Here is a 23,370-nt window from a genome sequence, read left to right on the forward strand (position 1 = left end):
CCATGCTCGACGCTGTCGAGCTGGAGCCGACAGGCCCGCACCGGATCGGCCGCCTCGCCTCTTATGATGGCCTGATGCTTGAGGCTACCGGCTTTCCGATGCCGGTTGGTTCGAACGCCCGCGTCATCGATGCCGACGGCCATGCCGCGCTCGCCGAGGTCGTGGGCTTCCGCGGCAACCGCACGCTTTTGATGGCGCTCGATGCCGACGCGCCGCACAGCGCGGGGGCACGCGTCGAGCCCGACCGCCGGGGCGGCTCGGTCGATGTTGGCGACACTCTGCTGGGCCGGGTGATCGACGCGCTGGGCAATCCGATCGACGGCCTCGGGCCGATCGCCACGGCCGAACGCTGGCCGCTGGCCGGCAAGCGCGGCAACCCGCTCGACCGCGCCCGGGTGACCGAACCGTTCGACATGGGCGTGCGCGCGATCAATGCGCTGCTCACGGCCGGCGTCGGGCAGCGCATCGCCATCGCCGCCGGCTCGGGCGTCGGAAAATCCGTGCTCATGGGCCAGATGATCTCCGGCGCCGACGCCGACGTGATCGTCGTCGGCCTGGTCGGCGAACGCAGCCGCGAGGTCAGCGACTTTCTCGCCACCAAGCTGGCGGGACCAGTGCGCCAGAAGAGCGTGGTGGTCGCCGTTCCCGCCGATCATCCGCCGGTGCTGCGGCTGCGCGCCGCGATGCGCGCGACCGCCGTCGCCGAATATTTCCGCGCGCAAGGCAAGCGCGTGCTGCTGCTGATCGACAGCCTTACCCGCGTCGCCCATGCGCAGCGCGAAATCGGCCTGTCGCTGGGCGAGCCGCCGACGATGAAGGGCTATCCGCCGTCGGCGCTCGGCATGATCCCGCGGCTGATCGAGCGCGCCGGCGTCGACGCCAGCTCCGGAGGGTCGATCACCGCTCTCTACACGGTTCTTGCCGATGGCGACGACACCGACGATCCGATCGTCGACACCGCGCGCGCCATCGTCGATGGCCATATCATCCTGTCGCGCAGCCTTGCCGAACAGGGCGTGTTTCCCGCGATCGACGTCGGCAAGTCGCTGAGCCGCGTGATGAACGACATCGTCGGGCCCGAACATCTCCAGGCCGCACAGATCCTGCGCCGCCTGTGGGCGGTCTATGAGGAAAACCGCGATCTGATCCTGATGGGCGCCTATCGCACCGGCAGCGACCCGATCATCGATATCGCTATCGCCAGGCACGACCACATCCTCGAGTTCATGAGCCAGGGTCAGAAGGACCGGGTCGACTTCGACGAGTCGGTCAAGGCGCTGATTGAGGCGTTCGGCGGATGAAGGCACTGGTCGCAAAGCGAGCGCGCATCACCCGGGTGCGGGGCGTGCAGCACATGCTCGCCACTTCGGCCGCAGCGAGCGCCGAGGCGCAGGTCGCTTCGCTGGAGAACAATGCCGCAAAGCTCGCCTCGCTGCGCGACAGCCTGACCCTGCCGAGCGGCCCGTCGACCGGCGCGATCCTGCAGAACCGCGGCGAACTGGCGCAGCGTCTCGACAAAGCCCGCAACGGCCTCACCGACGCCATCGTCACGGCACGTGCCGCGGCCGAAAAGAAGATCGCAGAGCGGCTCGAAGCGCGCCAACGCCAGGAAAGCGCGGCGAAGCTCGATGCCCGTGCGGTGCAGGCTCTCTCGGACTGGACCGAGGCCCGTATCGCCGCGAATTTCCGTCCGAGAGGACCAAGACATGCAGAGCAAGGTGAAGACTGACATGGCCGTTGCAGCACTTTCCACCGCCTCGATCGCGTTGAACACGAGTCCGGCCCCGGCCCCGGCGGCCCAACAGCCATCGGAGGCTCCTCAAGCCTTCGCAAAGCTGGTCGAGCGGGCCAAGCCCGAAGACAAGGCGCCCGAAGACGGCACGCGCGCCCAAGCCACGCCCGACGGCGATGCCGAAACCGCGGCGGCAGCCGAAGACAGCTCCGTCAACCCGCCCGAAGGTGAAGCGAAGGAACTGCCCTCCAGCCAGCCGGTGGACCTGCTCGCGGAAATCGAGGCCATGGTCACCGCCGCCAGCCAGCTCGGCGTCAATCAGCCTATGCCGATCGCGCCCATGCCGCCGGCGCCGGTCGCGACTCCATCCGAAACAGCGGCCACCAGCGTCGCCACGACCGTCGCCCTGCCAGCGGACATTGCGACCGCCACGGCCAAGTCCATTACAGCGATGATGCCGACGGCGTCCGATGGCCCGGCCAGATCGATCGGGGCCGACACCAATACCGCGCGTGCCGCCGTGACGACGCCGGTCGCGACGACCTCTACGCCAGCGGCGCCGATCCCGGAAACAGGCAGCCCGGTGGAAACTGCGGAATCTTCTTCCGCCGCGACGCCATCGACGATGGTCGAAGATGGCGGATCGCCACGAACTGGCGACGGCCTCAGGAGCGGCTCCGCTGCGCGAAGCGACATCGCCGCGCTGCTCGCCTCGCTCAAATCGGTCTACCAGCCTGCCAAGCCTCGCGACGCCGTTGCGGCCGAGGCTGCGCCCGTCCCATTGCCGGCCCAAAAGCTGGCTGAGCTTGCGGCCGGCACCGCCCCCGCCGCTGTCGCGGCTGCCATCGTGCCCGCCGCGCAACCAACCACCGCCGCCGTGGTTCAGCCGGTCCTTGCCGCCGTCATGCCAGCGGTGACTACGCCGAAAACCGCGAGGCCCGCCGCAGGCGCGGCCGCTACGTCCATCGTCGATGCGAACGTCCCGAGCGCGACACCGCTGCCCGACACCACGATCAGCCAGGACGGCAACGCACCGCTTCCGCAGGCAAGGACGGCCGAGGCTGATACCTCTACGCCGCCTCCGGCCGACCCGGCAGCCGGCCCTGCGCTTGCCCCGGCCGATACGACACCGGCTCCAATCGCCAGCAGCACGCCCACGACTTCAGCAGCACCCCATGCTGAGGGAGTCCCGGTAGCGACCCAGGCCGAACAGAGCGTCGCCCGGCATCTCGATCTCGCCCGCGACAATCAGTGGCTGGATCGACTGGCGCGGGACATCAGCCAGGCGGCCAGCCAGCAGGGCCACCTGAAGTTCCAGCTCAATCCCGAACATCTCGGCGCGTTGACCGTGGAAATCGCCAACAGCGCGTCGGGGACCGCGATCCGCATGACCGCGGACACCGATCAGGCCCGCACGATCATCGCCGACGCCCAGCCGCGCCTGCTCGCCGAAGTCCGCGCGCAGGGACTGCGCGTCTCGGAGTCGCATGTCGACCTGAGCCAGCAAGGCGGCGGCAGTTCGGCTTCGGCGCAGGGACAGCAGCGCCAGTCGTCAGAAAATCATAAACCTTTTGCCGCTACACAGGCGGCGATCCGTGACGATGCCGGCGAGTCGGCATCGCGCGACGATGGTGAACTTTACGCCTGATCCATAGGATTTGAACGATGAGCAGTGCCGCCGCACCCGCCGCCGAGGCGCCGAAGAAGAAGGGCAAGATGAAGGGCATCCTGATGATGCTCATGATGGCGATCGTCTTCGCGGGCGGTGGCGTCGGCGCGGGCATGTATGCTGCCGGTGCGGGCCTGGCCGGCGAGCACGAGAAAGCGGTGGAGGAAGACCCCAACGCGCCGAAGCTCGTCGTCAAGGAAGGCCTCGAAGAAGGCGGGCATGCCGAGAAGAAGACGCTTCCGCTCGGCATCGAGACGGACCAGTCGCCCGATCCGACCAAGTACAAGGCCACCTATTACACCTTCGAGCAGCCGTTCACCGCCAACCTGCGCGACTCCGACGGCTTCACCCAGATCGGCCTGGGAGCATCGACATTCTACGATCAGAAGGTGCTCGATAATCTCAAGGACAACGAAATGCCGATCCGCTCGGCGATCCTGATGGTCATGTCGCAGCAGGACAGCTTCACCATCTCGACGCCGGAAGGCAAGCTGACGCTCCAGAAGCAGCTCAAGGACGCGATCAACGACGTGCTCAAGCAGCGCACCGGCTTTGGCGGCATAGACAATGTCTATTTCACCTCGATGGTCGTGCAGTAGCGGCAGGGTCGCCGCGTTTCACTCGGCTACGTCGATCGGCGATATATCCGAGGCTCAGGGGCCAGGGTCAGCCGGATTATACTTCTGGACGAAGTCGAGTGCGGCCTGCAGCATCGTCCGACGGGTCACGCTACGTGACATCCAATGATCTTCGGCGGGAAGCGTCACCAGCTCCACCGGTTTCTTCGCTCGCCTCAGCGCGTCTGCCATGCTGGTGCTCTGCTGGTACAGTACCACCGTGTCGTCCTTGCCATGGACCAGCAGGATCGGCGCATCCGCGGCGGCCGCATAGCGAATAGGCGAGATGTCCTGCAGGTCGCGGCCCGATCCGATCTCCGCCTTAAGTGATCGCATCAGCGTGCGGTCGTTGCCGCTTTCGGACATCTCCGTCTGATAGAATCTGCTCACGTCGCTGATCCCCGACACCGACACGGCGCAGCGATAGAGCCCATGCTGAAGCGTAACCCCGGCAAGCGCCGCATATCCGCCATAGCTTGCGCCCATGATGCAGGCTCGCTTCGGATCGACGATGCCCTGTCGGGCGAGCTCTGCCAGACCGTCCGACATGTCGGTCTGCATCTTGCGCCCCCACTCGCCATTGCCGGCCATCCTGAATTCCGCGCCATATCCGGACGAACCACGAAAGTTGGGCTGAACCACAGCATATCCGCGCGACGCAAACGCCTGCGCCCACCAGTCGAATATTGGATAGTCGCGCGCAGTGGGGCCGCCATGCGGCAGCACTATCACCGGAAGATTGGTGGGCTTGCGTCCTGGAGGAAGCGACAGAACAGCATTGAGGTCCAGCCCGTCCGAGGCCTTGTAGCGGACCATTCGAACCAATCCGACCGCAGATTCGGCCAACGGATACGCGGTTCCCAATTCCTTGGCGCTGCGCCCTTTGATGTCGACGATCCACCATGTCTGCGGATCGCCGCTTCCGTCCGTGCGTATGATCAACCGATCGAAATCGTCGTTCCAGTCAACGAGCTGGACCTGACGCCCCGGAAACGCACGACCGACCCTCTCCACCGCCTTTTGCCGCGCGGCATCGTAGAAATAAGCTTCCGGCACGTCGCCCTCGCGCGCATGACCGATCAACAAGCGCGTCCGGCCGTCGAAATAGGGCGCAGAGATATTTTCGCCCGACAAGATCTCGACCGGAGCACCGCCCTTGAGGGAAACCTCCATCCACCGATCAACGCCGGTGACTTCGTCGCTCTCGCTGTAAATGAGCGTATCCGGAGCGCGCCCAAGGCTTAGCAGGCCGATTCCTCCCTGCCGTGCGCGGCCACTCGCGATCGTGGCGCCCTTGCCGTTCCGGATCAGCCAGTTCCCCTTCAGCGGCGAAAAGTCGAGGCTCGCCGCGACGTCACCATGTGCATCGACCAGCCAATCTCGGTCGGTGTCTTGCGTGCTGCGTTGCGCGATCGACCGTGCCTTTCCTGTGTCGAGGTCCACCTGATAGAGATCGGGCCTTATCTTGCCGGACGGTACGCCGTTCTTGGTGTCGAGACCGCCGAAATACCCGTACCGGTGGCCGTCCTTTTCGACCGTGCCGAAATACCCGAAGACGCCACCGGTGATGGTCTGGCTACGCTCGAAAACGGCGAAAGGCGTTCCACCAGGAACCGGCATCACGATCACCGAGGACAGTTCGGCTTTCGACGAGGTGAACTCCTGCCCCAATGCGACAGTGCTGCTCAGCTTGATGAGGAGCTTGCCGTCACCGGCCCAGTCGATCCAGCGCACCTTCTGATCGTCCAGCGGCACCGCTTGGATTACCCGCTGATCCTTATCCAAGACGATCACCCGCCGCCGCCCTTCGACGACGCCGACCAGAGCTATATAGCTTCCGGTGGGCGAGATGGCCGCCATCTCCAGTCCCGGCAAGTTTCCGTATAGCGAAACGGGCGGTGCGCTCGCAGCGTGGATCTTCGCCGTCAGCAACAGCAGCAACAGGGCAGCGATCGACGACCATCGCAATGACTTCAGCGGCAAAACCACAACTCCCCCCGGCCAGGCTCGACCAGGAGAAAGCTATCGTTCCGGCGCCGGTTCAGCCAGCATCAAAGCATCAGATATGGATGGGTTTTCCCGTCACCGCCATCGCCGCTTCCTTGATCGCTTCCGAATGGGTCGGGTGCGCGTGGCAGGTGTAGGCGATGTCTTCGCTGGTCGCGCCGAACTCCATGGCCTGCGCGGCCTGGGCGATCATGGTTCCTGCCAGCGAAGCGATGATGTGGACGCCGAGCACCCGGTCGCTCTTCGCATCGGCGATCACCTTCACGAAGCCGTCTGGCTCATGATTGGTCTTGGCCCGCGAGTTGGCCATCATCGGGAATTTGCCGACCTTGATCTCGCCGCGCTCCCTGGCCTGCTCCTCGGTCAGGCCGACGCTGGCGATCTCGGGCATGGTATAGACCACGCCAGGGATGACATCGTGGTTTACGATCCCGGTCAGACCGGCGATGTTTTCCGCGACAGCAATGCCCTCGTCCTCGGCCTTGTGGGCGAGCATCGGGCCGGGCACCACATCGCCGATCGCCCAGATGCCAGGCACCGCGGTGGCGAAGTCGTGGTGAATTTCGATCTGGCCGCGCTTGTTCGTGATGAGCCCTGCGCGCTCGAGGGCGAGGCCCTCCGTGTTCGGCCGCCGGCCGATCGACACCAGCACCGCATCCGCCTCAATCGTCTCCGACGCGCCGCCGGCAGCAGGCTCCACCGTGACGATCGCCTTGCCGGCCTCGACTGCGACGCTGGTCACCTTGGTCGACAGCTTCAAAGCCATCCCCTGTTTCTTGAACAGCTTCGCGGATTCCTTACGGACCTCCTCGTCCATGCCGGGGAGCAACTGGTCCAGGAACTCGACGACTGTCACTTTCGCCCCGAGCCGCTTCCAGACCGATCCGAGCTCCAGCCCGATGACGCCGCCGCCGATCACGACGAGATGGTTCGGAACCTTGGACAGCTCCAGCGCGCCGGTCGAGGAGACGACCGTCTTCTCGTCGATCTCGACGCCAGGAAGCGGCGTGACGCTCGACCCGGTGGCGATGACGATGTTCTTCGCGCGATAATGTTTGCCGGCGACATCTATGCTGTCCTTGCCGGTGAAGGAGGCCAGCCCCTTCAGCCACTCGACCTTGTTCTTCTTGAACAGATATTCGATCCCGGCGGTCAGGCCCTTGACCGCATCGCGGCGCTGGCCGTGCATCGTCTCCAGGTCGAGCTCGACGGTCGTCTCGATCCCGAGCTTGGCAAGCTTGCCGCTCGCGGCCTCGTCATAGAGCTCCGAGGCGTGGAGCATCGCCTTCGACGGAATGCAGCCGACATTGAGGCAGGTTCCGCCCAGGGTGTCGCGGCTTTCGGCGCAAGCCGTCCGGAGGCCAAGCTGCGCGGCGCGGATCGCGGCGACATAGCCGCCCGGCCCCGCGCCGATGACGATCACATCGAAATCATAGTCGGACATTGGTCACTTCCTCATTCCGTCATCCCGGCAGCGCCGGGATCCGAGGCGATGGATCGCTCTCTCGCCTCCAGAGATCCCGGCTCGGGCAGGGGCGGCGCAGACTTCTACAGGTCGATCAACAGCCGCGTCGGATCCTCGATTGCGTTCTTGAGCGCGACCAGGAAGGTCACTGCCTCGCGACCGTCGATCAGGCGGTGGTCATAGCTCAGCGCCAGATACATCATCGGCCGCGCGACGATCTGGCCATCACGCACCACCGGACGATCCTCGATGCGATGCAGGCCGAGAACGCCCGACTGGGGCGGGTTGATGATCGGGGTCGACATCAGCGATCCGAACACGCCGCCGTTCGAGATGGTGAAGGTACCGCCCTTCATCTCTTCCAGCTTGAGCGTCCCGGCCTTGGCGCGCGCGCCGAAATCGCCGATCGTCTTCTCGATATCGGCGACCGACAGCGTCTGCGCATCGCGGATCACCGGAACGACCAGCCCGTTTGGCGCCGACACCGCAACCGACACGTCGACATAATCGCGATAGACGATCTCATCGCCCTCGATCGAGCCGTTGACCGCGGGCACGTCGCGCAGCGCCATGCAGGCCGCCTTCACGAAGAAGCCCATGAAGCCCAGGCGCACGCCGTGCTTCTTTTCGAACAGGTCCTTGTATTTGTTACGTGCCTCGATCACCGCCGTCATGTCGACGTCGTTGAAGGTGGTGAGCATCGCCGCTGTGTTCTGCGCCTCCTTGAGGCGGCTGGCGACCGTCTGGCGCAGCCGGGTCATGCGAACCCGCTCTTCCTTGCGGCCATTCGCCGGGGCAGCAGCCGGCGCCGACGGCGCAGCCGCAGGCACGGCGGGCTTGGGGGCGTTCCGGGCGGCGGCGATGACGTCGTCCTTGGTCAGCCGGCCATCCTTGCCGGTGCCCCTGATCTTGCTCGGGTCCACGCCATGCTCGAGCACGGCGCGACGCACCGATGGGGACAGGGTGACCGGATCGCCCGATTCGGTGTCCACCGGCGCCGCGGCGGGCTCGTGCGGCGCGGCGGCCTCGGCCTTGCCGACGGCGGTGCGATCCTCGACCGCGGGCGTCGCCGCGGTCGCCGCGGTAGCGCCAGCCTCGATCCGCGCGATGACCGCGCCGACATTCACCGTATCGCCTTCGTCGACGACCAGTTCGCCGATCACCCCGGCGACCGGCGACGGCACTTCGACCGCGACCTTGTCCGTTTCGAGACTGGCGATCGGCTCGTCGACCTTGACCGCGTCACCCGGCTTCTTGAGCCACTGGCCGAGGGTTGCCTCGGTGATCGATTCGCCGAGCGTCGGTACCACCACATCGGTAGCCATCTTACTTACCCTTTAATTCGTGGCCGAGCGCCTCGGCGATCAACATCGCCTGTTGCACGGCATGATTACGAGCGAGGCCGGTTGCGGTCGCTGCCGCTGCCTTACGGCCGGCATAGACGGCACGTGTCACCTTGCCGCCGACTTCGGTCAGCACCTTTTCGACATAAGGCTCGGCGAACGACCAGCTTCCCTGATTTTTGGGCTCCTCCTGAGCCCAGACCACCGTCTCGATATTCGGCATCCGACTGAATGCCGCGATCAGGGCGTCGGCCGGGAATGGGTAGAGCTGCTCCACCCGCAAAATCAGCGTGTTGGCGTCGCCAGCGGCATCGCGCGCCTCGGCAAGCTCGTAGAACAGCTTGCCCGACACCAGCACGACACGGCGCACGTCCTTGTCCGCCGGCGCTCCCGGATCGCGCAACACCCGCTGGAACCGGCTCTCACCGGTGAAGTCCTCGATTGTCGACACGGCCGCCTTGTGGCGGAGCAGCGACTTCGGGGTCATTATGATCAGCGGCTTACGGAACTTGCGCACCATCTGCCGGCGCAGGATGTGGAAGTAATTGGCCGGCGTGGTGCAGTTCGCCACCTGCATATTGTCTTCGGCGCACAGCTGCAGATAACGCTCCAGGCGCGCAGAGCTATGTTCCGGCCCCTGCCCCTCATATCCGTGCGGCAGCAGCATCACGAGCCCGTTCACGCGCAGCCACTTGGCTTCGCCCGACGAGATGAACTGATCGACGATCACCTGCGCGCCGTTGGCGAAATCGCCGAACTGCGCTTCCCACATCACCAGCGTGTTCGGTGCCGCGGAGGCATAGCCATATTCGAAGCCGAGCACGCCGAATTCGGACAGCGGACTGTCGAGCACCTGGAAGCGCCGGTCCATGGCGGAAAGCGGGATATATTTATGACCATCGGTCTGATCGACCCAAACCGCATGCCGCTGGCTGAACGTGCCGCGTCCTGAGTCCTGACCCGACAGGCGAACGGCATAGTCGTCCTTGAGCAGCGAGCCGAAGGCGAGCGCCTCGCCGGTCGCCCAGTCGAAACCGGCGCCGGTCGCGAACATCTCCTTCTTCGCATCGAGGATGCGCCCGAGCGTCTTGTGGATCTTCAGGCCTTCGGGGACGGTGGTGAGGTGCCGGCCGATGTCCGCCACCATGTCAGCCGTGATCCCGGTTTGAGCGGCGCGACGCTCGGTGATCGCCTCGCGCGGCGATGCAAATCCGGTCCAGTCGCCCTCGAACCAGTCGGCCTTGTTGACCTTGTAGCTTTTTGCCGCCGCGAATTCCCCTTCGAGATATTCGACGAATGCGGCTTCCTTCTTGGCGGTATAATCGGCCTCGATCACGCCTTCCTGGATCAGTCGTGCGTTATAGACCGCGCTGATCGGCGGATGTTGGCGGATCGCATCATACATGAGCGGCTGGGTGAAGCCCGGCTCATCGCCTTCATTGTGGCCGAAGCGGCGATAGCACCACATGTCGATCACGACATCGCGCTTGAAGGTGTGGCGGAACTCCGTGGCCACCTTGCATGCGAAGGTCACGGCCTCGGGATCATCGCCGTTCACGTGCAGGATCGGCGCCTGCACCATCTTGGCGATGTCGGACGGATAGGGCGACGAGCGCGCGAACTGCGGCGAGGTCGTGAAGCCGACCTGATTGTTGATCACGAAGTGGATCGTGCCACCGGTATGATAGCCGCGCAGACCGGAGAAGCCGAAGCACTCCATGATGATGCCCTGGCCGGCGAAGGCGGCGTCGCCGTGCAGCAGGATCGGCAGCACCTGCTCGCGCTCCAGATCGTCGAGCTTGGTCTGCTTGGCGCGTGCCTTGCCCAGTACGACCGGATTGACCGCTTCGAGATGCGACGGGTTCGGCGCAAGGCTGAGGTGGACGACGTTGCCGTCGAACTCCCGGTCGGTCGAGGTGCCGAGATGATATTTTACGTCACCCGAGCCGCCGACGTCTTCCGGATTGGACGATCCGCCCGCGAACTCGTTGAAAATCGCGCGATAGGGCTTCGCCATGACGTTCGACAGGATGTTGAGGCGACCGCGATGGGCCATGCCGATCACCACCTCGTGAACACCATAGGCACCGGCATATTTGATCACCGCTTCAAGCGCGGGGATCATGGATTCACCGCCGTCGAGGCCAAAGCGCTTGGTGCCGACATATTTGCGGCCGAGGAACTTCTCCCACTGCTCCGCTTCGATCACCTTGTTGAGGATCGCCAGCTTGCCCTCTGGCGTGAAGGATATCTCGGCATCCTTGCCTTCCATCCGCGCCTGGAGGAAGCGTCGTTCCTCGACATCGCCGATGTGCATATATTCGAGGCCGACATTGCCGCAGTAGTTGCGGCGCAGGATGCCCAGGATCTCCCGCGGCGTGGCGCGTTCGACGCCCAAGAAGCCGCCGACATAGACCTCGCGGTCCATGTCGCTTTCCTTGAAGCCGTGCCATTCCGGAGTGAGGTCCGCGGGCTCGTCGCGCTTGGACAGCCCCAGCGGATCGAGGTTGGCGAGAAGATGGCCGCGCACCCGGTAGGTGCGGATCATCATGATCGCCCGGATCGAATCCAGCGCCCGCTGTTCGATCTCCGCCTGGCTCGTCGCAGCAGCGGCAGGCGCGGCTGCCGGCGCGACCGCTGGCTTGGCAGGCTTTGGCGGCGCGGCCATCTGCATCGGATCGAGGGCGGCGGTCAGCCCGTCGGTGGCGGAGGGTGGCCAATCCGCCCGGGCCCAACTGGGGCCCGAGACGACCGATTCAACACCGGCAAAATAATCCTGCCAGCCCTGATCTAGGCTCGACCTATCCGTACGATATTGACGATAAAGCGATTCCACGAAGGAAGCACTGACTCCCTCCGGCCCGTCGAATCCGACGCCTTCGATACCCATCACACCATCCTTGATGCACCCACCCCGGGACTAAGGCCCGAAGCGCAGCAATTGCGGTTGATAAAAACTAGTTCGTGGTGGCCCGCTTGCTGACGGGCTCACCTCTTACCCTTTAAGCACTTCCGCCAATGTGGTGCCGAGCTCCGAAGGGCTCGCCGCCACCTTGATGCCTGCGGCTTCCATTGCCGCAATCTTGTCTTCGGCGCCGCCCTGACCGCCCGAGACGATCGCCCCGGCATGGCCCATGCGACGGCCCGGAGGCGCCGTACGGCCCGCGATGAAGCCGGCCATCGGCTTCGAGCGGCCGCGCTTGGCCTCGTCGCGCAGGAACTGCGCGGCTTCTTCTTCGGCCGAGCCGCCGATCTCGCCGATCATGATGATCGACTTGGTGGCATCGTCCGCGAGGAACAGTTCGAGCACGTCGATGAAGTTCGTGCCGTTGACCGGATCGCCGCCGATACCGACAGCGGTGGTCTGGCCGAGGCCGATCGCGGTGGTCTGGAAGACCGCCTCATAGGTAAGCGTGCCCGACCGCGAGACAACCCCGACGCTACCCTGCTTGAAGATCGAACCCGGCATGATGCCGATCTTGCACTCGTCCGGAGTCAGCACGCCGGGGCAGTTCGGCCCGATCAGCCGCGACTTGGAGCCTTGAAGCGCGCGCTTGACGCGGATCATGTCGATGACGGGAATGCCTTCGGTGATGCAGACGATCAGCGGCACTTCGGCATCGATCGCTTCAAGGATCGAGTCCGCGGCGAAGGGCGGCGGAACATAGACCACGCTGGCATCCGCTCCCGTGGCGGCCACCGCCTCGTGGACAGTGTCAAAGTTCGGCAGGCCGATATGGGTGGTGCCACCCTTGCCCGGCGTAACGCCGCCGACCATCTTCGTGCCATAAGCGAGCGCCTGCTCGGTATGGAAAGTGCCGGTATTGCCGGTCATACCCTGGGTAATGACCTTGGTGTTCCTGTTGACGAGGATACTCATAGGGCTGTCGAACCTTGTTTAACCGGGGAGGCTGAGTGGGTGGGCGGCCTTAGGCCAGCGAGCTGTCGATGCCCTTGCAGGCGACCAGCAATTCCTTGACCGCGTCGACCGAGACCTGGAGGTTGGCCTTGGCTTCGTCGGAAAGCTCGATCTCGACGACCTTCTCGACACCGTTGGCGCCGATGATCACCGGAACGCCGACATAGAGATTGTCCACGCCATATTGGCCGGTCAGATAGACCGCGGCGGGCAGAACCCGCTTCTTGTCCTTGAGATAGCTCTCCGCCATCGCGATGGCCGAAGTGGCGGGCGCATAGAAGGCGGAACCGGTCTTGAGCAAGGCGACGATCTCGCCGCCGCCGCTGCGGGTGCGCTGGACGATCGCGTCGATCCGCTCCTGGGTGGACCAGCCCATCTTGATCAGGTCGGGGATCGGAATGCCCGCGACGGTCGAATATTCGACGACCGGCACCATCGTATCGCCATGGCCGCCCAGCACGAAGGTGGTGATATCCTGGACAGAGACATTGAACTCTTCGGCGAGGAACGCGGCGAAACGCGACGAGTCCAGCACGCCGGCCATGCCGACCACCTTGTTGTGCGGAAGGCCCGAAAACTCACGCAGCGCCCACACCATCGCATCAAGCGGGTTGGTGATGCAGATGACGAAGGCGTCGGGGGCGTTGGCCTTGATGCCCTCGCCGACCGCCTTCATGACCTTCAGATTGATGCCGAGCAGATCATCGCGGCTCATGCCGGGCTTGCGCGCGACGCCGGCCGTGACGATGATGACATCGGCACCGGCGATATCGGCATAGTCATTCGTGCCCTTGAGCTTGGCATCGAAGCCCTCGACGGGCGCGCATTGCGATAGATCGAGCGCCTTGCCCTGCGGAATGCCTTCGACCACGTCGAACAGTACGACGTCGCCCAGTTCCTTGGATGCCGCGAGATGGGCAAGAGTGCCGCCGATGTTGCCGGCGCCAATCAGCGCAATTTTAGTACGAGCCATTCGACTCCTCCGATATAAATCGCCAGGGAGGACGCCCGCTCCAATGCAGCCGCCCCAAGGTGCGGTGCCCGCTTAGCCTCGCCAAACCCATGGGGCAACCTTATGCTGCAGTGCCCACAGAAGTTTTTTAAGGGCGGCGTGAAGCCGCATTGCTGGATGCCTTTTCGTTTCTTGGCTGCGCACCTCGATGACTCCATCGAATGAAGGCGCGTTCGAAGCGAAAGGTGGAAATATGCGCGGCAACGAATGCGAGCGCGATCGCCAGCGGGCGCTTGCAATAGCGAACCACGGCGTCGCCCTCCCCAAGCCAGCCACGCACCGTGAAGGGATGGATCACATAGAGCGCGTAGGAAATCCGGGCGATATAGCCCATGGGGCGGGACTCCAGCACGGGCCGGATCCGATGCTCGGGCTGATACAGCAGCGCTCCCACCATCATGGCTGCGAGGTACGGACGCGCATATGCCAGCACTCCGGCCTCGGCATGACAGGCGGCGAGCGCCAGCGCGCCCAGAGGCCAGAACGGCACCCTCGCAAGCGCCCTCGCGGGGAAAGAACGCGCTGGGCCGAGATGGATCAGCGCAAGGCATCCGCCGGCCAGGATGTCGTCTACGCGATAAAGCGTGACGATCGTCGTCGGCATCCCGGCCCAGATTCGCAGCAGCGTTATCGCCAGCGCGGCGGGTGGAACGAGCCACAGGCCACGCTGCCCGAACGCCGCAACGACGATGGCGATGCCGAGATAGAATTGCATCTCGACGCCCAGGCTCCAGAAATGGCCCGCATGATCGAGATGCTGGGGCGGCAGGTTCGCGTAGAAGAAGAGATTCGCAAGCCAATCGGCCACCGACGCGCCTTCCAGCGAAAAGACGATCAGGATCGCGAGCCAGGCGAGCGGCACGATCCGCGCGAGCCGGCGGACCAGGAAGCGGCCGACATTCTGGTCGCGCCACAATATGCTCACGATCAGAAATCCGGACAGGACGAAGAAGATGCTCATCCCGAAGCGGGCGACCATGTCGTTGCCCTGCCAGCGGTGCGGCCCGAGCGGCAGGAGATGCCCCGCCAACACTGCCAATATGCTTATCGCCCGCCAGCCGTCGAGGAGCTTCAGCCGCTCCACGCCGCCCTGCATCACATCTCGCTGCCGTGTCCGGTGGCGAGATAGTCCAGGCTCTGCATCTCCATCAGGCGCGAAACCGTGCGCTCGAATTCGAACGCGCCGTCGCCTTCGGGATAGAGGTTCGCCGGATCGGCCTCGGCACTCGCCAGCAGCTTCACCTTATGCTCGTAAAATGCGTCGATCAGCACCTTGAAGCGGGATGCCTCATTGCGGTTCTCGGGACCGAGCAGCGGGATGCCGACGATGATGACGGTGTGGTAGTTGCGGGCGATCGCCAGATAATCGGCGGCGCCCCGCGCCTCTGCGCAGAGCCGCTTGAACGAGAATACCGCGACCCCCWTCAGGCTCTTGGGGACATGAAGGGTGCGGCCGCCCGGGACGGCGAGTTCAGCCGTGGGAACATGCGCCTTATCCTCGGGCGGGTAATCGGTCAGCCGGAAGAACGCCTGCGACAGCGCCTCGCTGGCCGCCGGCCCGTTCGGCGTGTACCAGACGGGATGGCCGCCCAGCCGCTCCAGCCTGTAATCGGTAGGGCCGTTGAGCGACAGCACGTCGAGCTTCGCTTCGATGAGGTCGATGAAGGGCAGGAACAGCTCGCGGTTCAGGCCATCCTTGTAGAGATCGCGCGGTGGACGGTTGGACGTGGTGACGATGGTCACGCCCGCGTCCAGTATCAGGCTGGTGAAGAGGCGGCTCAGAATCGCAGCGTCAGCCATGTTGTTCACGACCATCTCGTCGAACGCCAGCACCTTGGCCTGCGCGGCGATCGCCTCGACGACCGGCGGGATCGGATCACCCTTCTCCTTGAGACGCTCGACACGGAGCCGATCGTGAACCTCCAGCATGAACTCGTGGAAATGCACGCGTCGCTTGGCTTCGATTCGCACGCAATCGTAGAACAGGTCCATCAGCATCGATTTGCCGCGGCCGACCCCACCCCACATATAGAGGCCACGCGGCGGCACCGGCGCCTTGCCGAGCATTCGCCACAGCAGGCTGCCCTTGACCGGCTGCTCGGCAAGCCCGGTGGCCAAGCGGTCGAGACGCTCGACCGTCACGCGCTGGTCGGGATCCGGCCGCAACTCGCCCGAGGCCAGCAGCTCCTCATAGCGGGCGATGACGCTGGTCATCGATCCAGCCCGCGGATGGGCCCGCCGAAACTCGCCATCGTCTTTCCCGGACGAAAGGTCAGAGCTGGCGCTCGACCACCATCTTCTTGATCTCCGCGATCGCCTTGGCCGGGCTCAGGCCCTTTGGACAGACATTCGCGCAGTTCATGATCGTGTGGCAGCGATACAGGCGGAACGGATCCTCGAGTTCATCGAGACGCTCGCCGGTCATCTCGTCGCGGCTGTCGGCGAGCCAGCGATAGGCCTGCAACAGGATCGCCGGTCCGAGGAATTTGTCGCTGTTCCACCAATAGCTCGGGCAAGAGGTCGAGCAGCAGGCGCACAGGATGCACTCGTACAGGCCATCGAGCTTGTTGCGATCGTCAGGCGACTGGAGACGCTCCTTGCCCGACGGGTCGGGCGTCACCGTCTTCAGCCAGGGCTGGATCGAGGCGTATTGCGCATAGAAATGGGTGAAGTCCGGAACCAGGTCCTTGATCACATCCATATGCGGCAGCGGGGTGATGCGAACCTCGCCCTTGCAGTCCTCGATCGCCGTGGTGCAGGCGAGGCCGTTCCTGCCATCCATGTTCATCGAGCATGAACCGCAGATGCCCTCACGGCACGACCGTCGGAAGGTGAGCGTGGGATCCTGCTCGCTCTTGATCTTGATGAGCGCGTCGAGAACCATGGGTCCGCACTCGGCGAGGTCGACCTCGAACGTATCATAACGCGGGTTTTCGCCGCTGTCGGGATCGTAGCGATAGATCTTGAAGGCTTTCGGATCCTTGGCGCCCGAAGCCTTCAGGGTCCTGCCCTTCTTGATCTTGCTGTTTTTGGGAAGCGCGAACTCGGCCATGACTCGAAACCCCCTGCCTTAGTTCGACCGGCGATAGCGAATAGCTGCGCGGGGCTCAACGCCTAAGCGATGATTTATCCGCATGATTCCCTTCCTCTTCCGATCCCTTGAATGGAAGGGGGGATGATCTAAAGCACGCGGATGGCCTCTGCTCCCACCGAACTCCCCCCCGGCGCACGCCAGGTTGCCAAGGGCGCGGGGACGGCACTGCTCGCGCGGGCCGGCGGCGTCATCGAGATCATCTCCCAGCCGCTCTATGTCTGGCTGTTCGGACTGCCCACCTATGGCCTGTACATGGTGCTCTGGTCGGCGGTGAATCTGGTCGAGAATTTCGCGGATCTCGGCATGACCAGCGCGCTCCAGCGGGTGGTACCGCAGGCCAGCGATGACGCCGAACGCGCGATGGCGCTGCGGCAGGCGATGCTGTTCGGCGTCTTGCCGTGCATCCTGATCGCGCTGGCAACCAGTCTCGGCGCGCACTGGATTGCCGGTGTCGTCAATGTCGCCCCGAAGGACCGCGACCAGCTCGCCACCGGCATCGCCCTGTTCGCCTGGGCGCTGCCCTTCTGGGCTTATGTCGAGATCGCCACCTCGGCGCTGCGCGCGCGCAAGGCGTTCGGCCCCGAAATTCGCCTGCGGGTGATGTGGGAGCAGATCATGCGCATGGCGGCGGCGGTCGTGCTCGCCGCGCTTGGCGCCGGCACGCTCGGCCTGCTGATCGCGCACATCTGCTCCTTGGCGATGACCTGCATTTTTTCGACCCGGCTGCTGGCGCGCTTCTACCGTCTCGATCTCGTTCTCAAGACCGCGCCCGTCCCCGGCATGACCCGCAAGACGCTCTACGCGGGCCTGTCCGTCCTCCCCTCCAATATCGTCAACCGATTGTTTTCCGACGCCCCGCCGCTGATCCTCAACCTGCTGATCCCCGGCGCCGCCGGCGCCAGCGCCGCGGGCCTGTTTGCTATCGCGCGCAAGATCGCGAGCGGCGTACAGCTGATCCGCCAGGCCTTCTCCTATGTGATGGCGCCGCTGGCGTCCGAGGCAGTGCGCCACGACATGCGCCACGTCGCCGAGATATACGGCTTCGCGACGCGGCTGACCATCGTCGTCGCCACGCCCGTGGTCTGCACGATCGCCGGCGGCGGCCGCGCGTTGCTGGCGCTGTTCGGGGGGGCCGCGCAAACCGCCTACCTGGCGCTGGCGCTGCTCACCTTCACCCGGCTGATCGAGGCTGTGGCTGGCCAGGCCGCAGCGATCCAGTCGGTCATCAGCCGCTACCACCATCCGCTGGTCGGCAGTGCGCTGGGTCTCATTGTGTCGCTGTCGCTGGGAGCGATGCTGTTGCCGCAGGGCGGGATGGATGGGATGGCGATAGCGGTTTCGGCCGGCATCGCGGTGTCGGTGCTGACGCCGATGGTCCAGCTATGGTCGCATGATCGGCTGCACCCGTTCGCACCGCCTTTCGCTCGTGCCGCTTGTGTCGCAGCCGCCGTCGGAACGACGATTTTCCTGCTGTCCGAGTTGCTCATGCCCTTCCACCACCTGATCCGCATCGGCCTGGGCGCGGTGATGCTGCTTGGCGGGATCTGGCTGTCGGGCCGCTTCGGGCTCTCGCTGGCGGACAAGGGCGCGCTCGGCAAGACAGCATGGAAGCTCCACCTGCTCTGACCTCAGGCGGCGTTGCGCTTCCGCAGGATCGCCTCGGCCATGGCATGATCGGAAGGTTTGTCGACGTCGATGCATGCCTCTGCAAAGGGCAGCACGACGGCGCGTGCGGCAAGGCCGAGCCGCCGCCCTGCCCGCGCGATCGCCTGTTGCAGCGTCAGTAGCCGAGCCGCGATCATCAGCGCCAGGCCCAGACCGAACGCGCCGAGCACCGCCCGCGCCTTCTTGCGCTGCTGCTCGATCCGGCGCCAAGCGGCCAGCCCGTCGAGCGCGGCGGGACTGCCCAGCCAGAACAGATTGGCGCCCGAATAGGCACCCCCGCGAAAGGGCAGCCAGGTGCGCCGATTGCCGGGATAAGCGGCCTCCAGCGTGTTCCGCTCGACCAGCGCCACCGCAAGGTCGGCACCCTGCGATCGCGCGACGAACTGGCCGATCATCGCGTCGTCCAGTAGGACATTATCCGCGGTGGTCAGCAGGAAGGGATAGCCGCCCGGCATCGCCCGCAATGTCGCGCTGATCGCCTCGACGATCGAATCCCCGCAGTCGCGCGCCATCACACGCGGCTCGTCGTCCAGCCACCGGGTCTGCGGATGTTCGAGCAGTGCGGCACTGTTCTGCGCGAGGATCACGATCCGCTTCACGTCGTTCCGCGCGGCGAGCGTCGCTCCCACCCACCCGAGCATCGGTTGGCCGGCGACGTCGACCAGCGCCTTGATGGATTGTCCGAAATGCTCGGCGAGCGGATCCCTGCCCGGCCGCTGGCCGGCAAGCACGATCGCGGTGAAAAGGGTGTCGCTCATCGACCCGCCCTTGCCAGTCCGTCGCCCGATGGGCAAGGAAGCGACCCAAAATCACAACCCCAAGGACGACATGACCGCCGCTTCTCTCGCTGTTCGATCGATCGGCACCAATCCGACCCCGATCTGGGGAATGACCAGCACTGAACGGCTTCGCCGGATCGCCGCCGCGCAGAAGCTGCGTTTCGGGGCGACCAACGGACCGGCGCTTCTCGTCGCGGCCAGCCATGTATTCGAACCCGCCTGGCTGAAGTTCATGGAACAGCGCCCGGGCCAGGTGCTGACGCTCGGCGGCGAGAAGGTGATCGCCCATGTCCCCGATGACCAACATCATGTCGCCGACGGCAGCCACAGCGAATTTCCACAGGAATTGACGGAAGTGCGCGCCGAGGATCATCGGCTGTTCTACAACGAGGCGCTGCGGAAGCGCGAGGAGCCGGTGATCGAACGGCTCGATCCGGCAAGCGTCCGAGCGATCGAGCGCAAGACCTATCTCGGCGCCTATAAGGGCGTGACCGACCTGCTCACCAAATATCTCTGGCCCGAATGGGCATTGGTGCTGACCCGCATCGCCGCGCGGATCGGCATGACGCCGAACCAGGTGACGACGATCGGCGCGATCATGTGCGTTCTCGCTACGGCCGCATTCTGGTACGGGCATTATTGGGCGGGGATGGCAGCGGGACTCGTCTTCATGGTGCTCGACACTGTGGACGGCAAGCTGGCGCGCTGCACGATCACCTCGAGCGCCTGGGGCAACATCTTCGATCATGGCCTGGATCTGGTGCACCCGCCCTTCTGGTGGGCGGCCTGGGCGGTTGGCCTCGGCAGCTGGAACCTAGCGATCTCGGAGGAAACCTTCGGTCTCGTGATGGTTGCGATCGTCGGGGGCTATGTGGTGCAGCGGATCATCGAAGGCCTCTTCATCGGCCGCTTCGGCATGCACATCCACGTGTGGGAAAAGGTCGACAGCGATTTCCGCCTGATCACCGCGAGGCGCAACCCGAACATGGTGATCCTGTTCGTCGCGACCCTGCTCCAGCGGCCCGACATCGGCTTGATCGCCGTCGCCTGGTGGACTGTGCTCTCCTGCGCTTTCCACGCTGTGCGGCTGTTGCAGGCGATGGCGCGACAGGCGCATGGCGCGGCGATAACATCCTGGCTGGCGGTGTAGGAAGGATCGACATGGCTAACACGACGATCGAGAAATTCGGCTATCCCGCGACACTGATCCGTGACTATGGCCACTGGGTCGTGCTGCTTCGCCCGGCTCAGCCCACGCTGGGTTCGCTGGTGCTCGCCGCCAAGTACGACGCTGTCGCCTTCGGCGCGCTGCCGCCCGAGGCCCATGCCGAACTGGCGACGATCACCGCCGAGATCGAGGCAGCACTCGCCGCCGCGGTGTCCTATCAGCGGATCAACTATCTGATGCTGATGATGGTCGACCCGCATGTGCATTTCCACGTCATACCGCGCTACGAAGGCGAACGTGAATGGGGCGAGCTGTCAGTCACCGACGCGGGGTGGTCGGGCCCCCCCGCGCTCGGACAGGCGGTCGCATTGACGAGCGCGCAGATCGAAGCCGTGGCACAATGGCTGAAGGGGGTATGGCCTTCCTGACGATCGCCCGGAAACTCTCAGCCTCGCACCCAGCCGTCGGTCAGCGCGCGCGCAATCGGCAGATCCTCCGGGAAATCGACCTCCGCCCAGGGCAGTCCCTCGATCGATACGGTGCCCACGACCCCCGACGGCGCCAAGGCGTGGATCGCCTTCAGGTACCAGTTGAGCACACCCTCGGGCGTCCGCATCATCGCTTCGACCTGGTTGCGGAAGATGGACGGCCCGTCGCCCTTGAAGGCCAGCATGCCGATCGATTCCGCGTTGCTGTCCTGCGCATCCAGCCGCTTGCCGATCTGCAGCAGGCGATCACCGTCGCGTTGCACCTTCATATCGTCGAGATCGTAACTGTCCTTGACGTCGATCGTCACGGTGATCGGCATGGCCGCGCCCCCGATCAGCCGCCCGACGATCTCCGGCGATACGAGCGTGTCTCCGTTCAGGATGATGAAATCCCGGTCCATCTCCTCGCGGACGATCCAGCAGGAGCCGAGATTATCGGCAACCTTGTAAAAGGGATTGAAACATGTGCGTATTGCGGGGCGGGGCTGCGGGATTGCTGCGAGGGCGGCGTCCAGCTTGTAGTCGCGGAATCCTGTGACGACGGCGATCTCTTCGATCCCGTTCGCGGCAAGGGCTTCGATCTGCCAGGCGATCAGGCTTTTGCCTGCGAAATCGATGAGGCACTTCGGCTGGTCCGCCGTGAGAGGCAGCAGGCGGGAACCCTGACCCGCCGCGAGTATGATGGCCTTTTTCATAGGCGGGGCGGGTAATCGGCAAATATGGCGGGATCGAGGATTTTGGATGACAGGCCGCGAATAGCCTTCGCTTTTGTCGGCGGCATGCACCAGGCGCTGCATATCGCGCCGGTAGCAGCGGCCCTTCATGCCAGCGGAGTCGCGCAGGTGGACGCGTTCGTCCTCGACGAGGATGCGATGCCGAAACTGGCCGGGATGTTCACGGCTTTGGGGGCAGCGGGCGTCCCGATCCTGGCGATGACGCTGCCGCGGCCGATAGCTGCCCTGGCGAACTATTCGGGGCGTTTCGAGGCCATGAAGCTGCCCAAGCTGCTCTGCTGGCAACGCCGACTGCGCCGATATGACGCGATCGTGACGGCCGAACGGACCACGACCCTCCTCAAGCGCCTGCCGGGCCGGCAGCCTTTGCTCGTCCATATCCCACATGGTGCTGGCGATCGCGCCAAGGGCTTCGAGCCGCGGCTGCGGTTGTTCGACCAGGTGATCACCGCCGGCGAAAAGGATCGGCGCCGGATGGTGGCGGAGGGACTGGTCCAGCCCGAGCATTGCCACACATCGGGATATATCAAGCTGGCCGCTGTCGAGCGGCTCTCGCCCGTGCCGGACCTTGGGGCACCGCTTTCGCCGGAGCGGCCCACCATTCTTTACAATCCCCATTTCGCCAGGAAAATGTCGTCCTGGACGCGGTTCGGCGAAGCGCTGGTCGATCGGGTTGTCGCCGAAGGCCGATACAACCTGATCGTCGCGCCCCATGTACGGCTTCGCGAGACGCTGAGCGCGGAGGAGGCCGAAGCCTGGCAGCGCAAGGCGGTGCCAGGGCGCGTGATCGTCGATCTCGGATCCTGGAGGTCGCTCGACATGAGTTACACCCGGGCCGCCGACCTCTATATCGGCGACGTCAGCAGCCAGATCTATGAGTATCTCGTCACACCCAAGCCCTGCCTGTTTCTTGACGCACATGGCGTGAACTGGCGCGGTAATCCCGATTACGCGATGTGGGGCTTCGGAGAGGTCTGCGCCTCCGTGGATGGCGCCATGGCGGCGATCGGCACGGCCGCGACGCGGCATGGCGAGTTCGCGGAGATCCAGCGGGCAGCGGTTGCGGACGCGCTCGGCGACACCGGCGCGCAGGCACCGCATCTCGCGGCGCAGTGGATCATGGCGCGGCTGGCCGGGACGGGCGACGTGCCGGTCGAGATCGACTCAGGCGTACCGGAAATCAGCTCGGCGACGGCTGAATCAGATTTTGCAGCTGCGAAATCGTGAACGGCTTTTGCAGGAACAGTGTTTCTGGCGGGAGATCGTCCGGCATCGGATAACCCGACACGATAACGATCCGCATATAAGCATTTTCGGTCCTGATCTCGTTGGCAAGGGCAAGCCCTGCGACCCGATCATCCTGCAATTTCAGGTCCGTCAGCAGGAACTGGAACTCACGATCTTGGATAGCCCTTCGCGCGTTCTCGGCATCCTCGGCGGAAGTGACCGAATAGCCCATTTCCTCGATCAGTTCGGCGAGCAGCCGTTGCAGCATCGGATCGTCTTCGACGATCAACGCTCGGCCCATGCTCTGCCCCACCGAAAGTCCCCTTGTGCCCTACGCCGATAGCAAAACCGCCCGCTACCTTTGACGTTCCGCCCGAAGCGACGAAACGGCCGGAAACAATGATGATATTAGACTGATCCGCTCCAGAGCCGTAGCCCGCAAATTCACGGG

General features: G+C 64.7%; 20 protein-coding genes. 8 read left to right on the top strand and 12 right to left on the bottom strand.

Translation table 11 applies throughout. The annotated features are described in order from the left end of the window. Positions 1–2: 2 nt before the first annotated feature. Genes AC1DPF_RS10745 through AC1DPF_RS10760 form a run of 4 tightly spaced genes read left to right on the top strand, consistent with a single transcriptional unit; the run spans position 3 to position 4,000 of the window. Positions 3–1,301 (top strand): FliI/YscN family ATPase, encoded by a 1,299-nt coding sequence (locus tag AC1DPF_RS10745; protein WP_477961239.1) that lies wholly within the window; start codon positions 3–5, stop codon positions 1,299–1,301. Further along, on the top strand, positions 1,298–1,729 hold the full coding sequence (locus tag AC1DPF_RS10750; RefSeq protein ID WP_477867576.1) for a hypothetical protein: 432 nt from the start codon (positions 1,298–1,300) through the stop codon (positions 1,727–1,729). Before AC1DPF_RS10745 ends, AC1DPF_RS10750 begins: the two co-directional genes overlap by 4 nt. Continuing rightward, positions 1,707–3,380 carry a flagellar hook-length control protein FliK gene (locus AC1DPF_RS10755; RefSeq protein WP_477867578.1) on the top strand — a complete coding sequence of 558 codons (1,674 nt, stop codon included), beginning with the start codon at positions 1,707–1,709 and terminating at the stop codon, positions 3,378–3,380. The genes AC1DPF_RS10750 and AC1DPF_RS10755 overlap by 23 nt, the downstream gene beginning before the upstream one ends. Positions 3,381–3,397: 17 nt before the next feature. Then, positions 3,398–4,000, top strand: a complete 603-nt coding sequence (locus AC1DPF_RS10760) for a flagellar basal body-associated FliL family protein (protein WP_477961199.1) — start codon at positions 3,398–3,400, stop codon at positions 3,998–4,000. 54 nt (positions 4,001–4,054) lie between these two features. Here AC1DPF_RS10760 and AC1DPF_RS10765 read toward each other — a convergent pair whose 3' ends face one another. The 9 genes from AC1DPF_RS10765 to AC1DPF_RS10805 form a co-directional block, all read right to left on the bottom strand. Continuing rightward, the gene (locus tag AC1DPF_RS10765) at positions 4,055–6,001 is read right to left on the bottom strand and encodes a S9 family peptidase (RefSeq protein WP_477961201.1); all 1,947 of its coding nucleotides are present in this window, start codon (positions 5,999–6,001) and stop codon (positions 4,055–4,057) included. 76 nt (positions 6,002–6,077) lie between these two features. Continuing rightward, positions 6,078–7,469, bottom strand: a complete 1,392-nt coding sequence (gene lpdA, locus AC1DPF_RS10770; protein WP_477961203.1) for a dihydrolipoyl dehydrogenase — start codon at positions 7,467–7,469, stop codon at positions 6,078–6,080. A 104-nt stretch (positions 7,470–7,573) separates the two neighbouring features. After that, positions 7,574–8,815, bottom strand: coding sequence for a 2-oxoglutarate dehydrogenase complex dihydrolipoyllysine-residue succinyltransferase (odhB, locus tag AC1DPF_RS10775; protein ID WP_477961205.1), 1,242 nt, complete (start codon positions 8,813–8,815; stop codon positions 7,574–7,576). A gap of 1 nt (position 8,816) precedes the next feature. After that, positions 8,817–11,723, bottom strand: a complete 2,907-nt coding sequence (locus AC1DPF_RS10780; RefSeq protein WP_477867587.1) for a 2-oxoglutarate dehydrogenase E1 component — start codon at positions 11,721–11,723, stop codon at positions 8,817–8,819. A gap of 105 nt (positions 11,724–11,828) precedes the next feature. Further along, positions 11,829–12,713: a succinate--CoA ligase subunit alpha gene (sucD, locus tag AC1DPF_RS10785; protein WP_477867589.1), complete on the bottom strand. Its 885-nt coding sequence runs from the start codon at positions 12,711–12,713 to the stop codon at positions 11,829–11,831. Between the two features lie 49 nt (positions 12,714–12,762). Beyond that, on the bottom strand, positions 12,763–13,725 hold the full coding sequence (mdh, locus tag AC1DPF_RS10790; RefSeq protein WP_477867591.1) for a malate dehydrogenase: 963 nt from the start codon (positions 13,723–13,725) through the stop codon (positions 12,763–12,765). A 127-nt stretch (positions 13,726–13,852) separates the two neighbouring features. Further along, positions 13,853–14,860: an acyltransferase family protein gene (locus AC1DPF_RS10795; RefSeq protein WP_477867593.1), complete on the bottom strand. Its 1,008-nt coding sequence runs from the start codon at positions 14,858–14,860 to the stop codon at positions 13,853–13,855. Next, positions 14,860–15,978 carry a cell division protein ZapE gene (gene zapE / locus AC1DPF_RS10800; RefSeq protein WP_477961207.1) on the bottom strand — a complete coding sequence of 373 codons (1,119 nt, stop codon included), beginning with the start codon at positions 15,976–15,978 and terminating at the stop codon, positions 14,860–14,862. The genes AC1DPF_RS10795 and zapE overlap by 1 nt, the downstream gene beginning before the upstream one ends. Before the next feature lie 58 nt (positions 15,979–16,036). Continuing rightward, complete coding sequence (locus AC1DPF_RS10805) at positions 16,037–16,816, bottom strand: succinate dehydrogenase iron-sulfur subunit (protein WP_477961209.1); 780 nt, start codon at positions 16,814–16,816, stop codon at positions 16,037–16,039. Positions 16,817–16,957: 141 nt separating this feature from the next. Here AC1DPF_RS10805 and AC1DPF_RS10810 point away from each other — a divergent pair, with 141 nt between their 5' ends. Beyond that, entirely contained in the window at positions 16,958–18,484 is a 1,527-nt protein-coding gene (locus AC1DPF_RS10810; RefSeq protein ID WP_477961211.1) for a lipopolysaccharide biosynthesis protein, read from the top strand. Positions 18,485–18,486: 2 nt separating this feature from the next. Here AC1DPF_RS10810 and AC1DPF_RS10815 read toward each other — a convergent pair whose 3' ends face one another. Continuing rightward, positions 18,487–19,281 (bottom strand): NTP transferase domain-containing protein, encoded by a 795-nt coding sequence (locus AC1DPF_RS10815; RefSeq protein WP_477867601.1) that lies wholly within the window; start codon positions 19,279–19,281, stop codon positions 18,487–18,489. Between the two features lie 28 nt (positions 19,282–19,309). On the opposite strand from AC1DPF_RS10815, the gene AC1DPF_RS10820 reads away from it, so the two are divergent. Together AC1DPF_RS10820 and AC1DPF_RS10825 are read left to right on the top strand one after the other, a co-directional pair. Continuing rightward, the gene (locus tag AC1DPF_RS10820; protein ID WP_477867603.1) at positions 19,310–20,452 is read left to right on the top strand and encodes a CDP-alcohol phosphatidyltransferase family protein; all 1,143 of its coding nucleotides are present in this window, start codon (positions 19,310–19,312) and stop codon (positions 20,450–20,452) included. An 11-nt stretch (positions 20,453–20,463) separates the two neighbouring features. Further along, positions 20,464–20,898: an HIT domain-containing protein gene (locus AC1DPF_RS10825; RefSeq protein ID WP_477867605.1), complete on the top strand. Its 435-nt coding sequence runs from the start codon at positions 20,464–20,466 to the stop codon at positions 20,896–20,898. 17 nt (positions 20,899–20,915) lie between these two features. On the opposite strand, the gene AC1DPF_RS10830 is transcribed toward AC1DPF_RS10825, so the two are convergent. Next, positions 20,916–21,653: a phosphocholine cytidylyltransferase family protein gene (locus AC1DPF_RS10830; protein ID WP_477867607.1), complete on the bottom strand. Its 738-nt coding sequence runs from the start codon at positions 21,651–21,653 to the stop codon at positions 20,916–20,918. A gap of 84 nt (positions 21,654–21,737) precedes the next feature. On the opposite strand from AC1DPF_RS10830, the gene AC1DPF_RS10835 reads away from it, so the two are divergent. Beyond that, complete coding sequence (locus tag AC1DPF_RS10835; RefSeq protein WP_477867609.1) at positions 21,738–22,919, top strand: glycosyl transferase; 1,182 nt, start codon at positions 21,738–21,740, stop codon at positions 22,917–22,919. Here the strand turns inward: AC1DPF_RS10835 and AC1DPF_RS10840 are convergent. Next, the gene (locus tag AC1DPF_RS10840; protein WP_477961213.1) at positions 22,873–23,232 is read right to left on the bottom strand and encodes a response regulator; all 360 of its coding nucleotides are present in this window, start codon (positions 23,230–23,232) and stop codon (positions 22,873–22,875) included. The two genes, AC1DPF_RS10835 and AC1DPF_RS10840, sit on opposite strands and share 47 nt — an antisense overlap. Positions 23,233–23,370: the final 138 nt, after the last annotated feature.

The organism is Rhizorhabdus sp. P4_G6, assembly GCF_056401045.1.

What these genes read in the sequence shown, in the direction of transcription:
- AC1DPF_RS10760 (WP_477961199.1), top strand. Translation starts at nt 3,398, where the DNA reads ATGAGCAGTGCCGCCGCACCCGCCGCCGAGGCGCCGAAGAAGAAGGGC.
- AC1DPF_RS10795 (WP_477867593.1), bottom strand. Translation starts at nt 14,860, where the DNA reads ATGCAGGGCGGCGTGGAGCGGCTGAAGCTCCTCGACGGCTGGCGGGCG.
- AC1DPF_RS10830 (WP_477867607.1), bottom strand. Translation starts at nt 21,653, where the DNA reads ATGAAAAAGGCCATCATACTCGCGGCGGGTCAGGGTTCCCGCCTGCTG.
- AC1DPF_RS10835 (WP_477867609.1), top strand. Translation starts at nt 21,738, where the DNA reads ATGCACCAGGCGCTGCATATCGCGCCGGTAGCAGCGGCCCTTCATGCC.
- AC1DPF_RS10780 (WP_477867587.1), bottom strand. Translation starts at nt 11,723, where the DNA reads ATGGGTATCGAAGGCGTCGGATTCGACGGGCCGGAGGGAGTCAGTGCT.
- AC1DPF_RS10755 (WP_477867578.1), top strand. Translation starts at nt 1,707, where the DNA reads ATGCAGAGCAAGGTGAAGACTGACATGGCCGTTGCAGCACTTTCCACC.
- AC1DPF_RS10745 (WP_477961239.1), top strand. Translation starts at nt 3, where the DNA reads ATGCTCGACGCTGTCGAGCTGGAGCCGACAGGCCCGCACCGGATCGGC.
- odhB (WP_477961205.1), bottom strand. Translation starts at nt 8,815, where the DNA reads ATGGCTACCGATGTGGTGGTACCGACGCTCGGCGAATCGATCACCGAG.
- AC1DPF_RS10805 (WP_477961209.1), bottom strand. Translation starts at nt 16,816, where the DNA reads ATGGCCGAGTTCGCGCTTCCCAAAAACAGCAAGATCAAGAAGGGCAGG.
- AC1DPF_RS10810 (WP_477961211.1), top strand. Translation starts at nt 16,958, where the DNA reads ATGGCCTCTGCTCCCACCGAACTCCCCCCCGGCGCACGCCAGGTTGCC.
- AC1DPF_RS10820 (WP_477867603.1), top strand. Translation starts at nt 19,310, where the DNA reads ATGGGCAAGGAAGCGACCCAAAATCACAACCCCAAGGACGACATGACC.
- lpdA (WP_477961203.1), bottom strand. Translation starts at nt 7,469, where the DNA reads ATGTCCGACTATGATTTCGATGTGATCGTCATCGGCGCGGGGCCGGGC.
- AC1DPF_RS10825 (WP_477867605.1), top strand. Translation starts at nt 20,464, where the DNA reads ATGGCTAACACGACGATCGAGAAATTCGGCTATCCCGCGACACTGATC.
- mdh (WP_477867591.1), bottom strand. Translation starts at nt 13,725, where the DNA reads ATGGCTCGTACTAAAATTGCGCTGATTGGCGCCGGCAACATCGGCGGC.
- AC1DPF_RS10750 (WP_477867576.1), top strand. Translation starts at nt 1,298, where the DNA reads ATGAAGGCACTGGTCGCAAAGCGAGCGCGCATCACCCGGGTGCGGGGC.
- AC1DPF_RS10815 (WP_477867601.1), bottom strand. Translation starts at nt 19,281, where the DNA reads ATGAGCGACACCCTTTTCACCGCGATCGTGCTTGCCGGCCAGCGGCCG.
- sucD (WP_477867589.1), bottom strand. Translation starts at nt 12,713, where the DNA reads ATGAGTATCCTCGTCAACAGGAACACCAAGGTCATTACCCAGGGTATG.